This window comes from Mycobacterium sp. E740 (assembly GCF_001672895.1).
Taxonomy (GTDB): Bacteria; Actinomycetota; Actinomycetes; order Mycobacteriales; family Mycobacteriaceae; genus Mycobacterium.
On the sequence record NZ_LZKP01000071.1, the window covers coordinates 1 to 752 of the forward strand.

Here is a 752-nt window from a genome sequence, read left to right on the forward strand (position 1 = left end):
TCGGAGAACCGGGTCGTGAGGCCGCCCTCGATGAGGATGACCGCCAGCGCCACGGTGCCCAGGTGGTCGGCCAGCAGGTAGTTGTCGAACTCCAACCCGAGTCCGTCCTCGCCCACGATGACGCCGACGCCGAGAAAGAGCAGCAGGCTGGGCAGCCCGACGCGGGTGGCCGCCCTGGTGGCGACGATGCTGGCCAGTAGCACCACGCCAGCGAGCAGCAGTATCAGATACAGCTGCTGCAAGGTCATTTCATTCCCGTCCCGGACAGGCGTGGGTGGTGAGTGCAGTAAACACCTACCACGGCGCACGGGTCGGTCGTCGAACCCGGTAGCCGCGCGGAATGTGGTCCGCATCAGTCACTATGAAGCTGTGTTCCGGGGTTGGAGGCGGCCGTACGGCGCGTTGCAGCGCGCCGAGGAGCGTCCGATGATGCGGATCGGCATCGCCGGCGCGGGGGCCGTCGGCCGTTCCGTGGCCCAGGAGCTGCTGGACTACGGCCACAAGGTACTGCTGATCGAGCACGACGCCCGCCATTACGAACCGCATACCGTTCCCGCCGCGGAGTGGCTGCTCGCCGACGCCTGCGAGATCTCTGCGCTCGAGGAGTCCGGGCTGCAGATGTGCGACGTGATGATCGCGGCGACGGGGGACGACAAGGTCAACCTCGCCGCGTCGCTGCTGGCCGACCACCTGGGCACCGTGGCGCTGGCGGTCATCCTCATCGAGGGCGGCCTCACGACCCGGTTCTCCGA

1 protein-coding gene and 1 pseudogene are annotated in these 752 nt (G+C 67.8%); one reads left to right on the plus strand and one right to left on the minus strand.

Annotated features, from left to right (window positions below; genetic code table 11):
• Positions 1–248, minus strand: a pseudogene (locus A5663_RS06575) (potassium/proton antiporter); the annotation flags it as partial.
• A gap of 181 nt (positions 249–429) precedes the next feature.
• Between A5663_RS06575 and A5663_RS06580 the strand changes: the two are divergent.
• The coding region (locus A5663_RS06580; protein ID WP_197503314.1) for an NAD-binding protein at positions 430–752 on the plus strand (323 nt) is incomplete at its 3' end.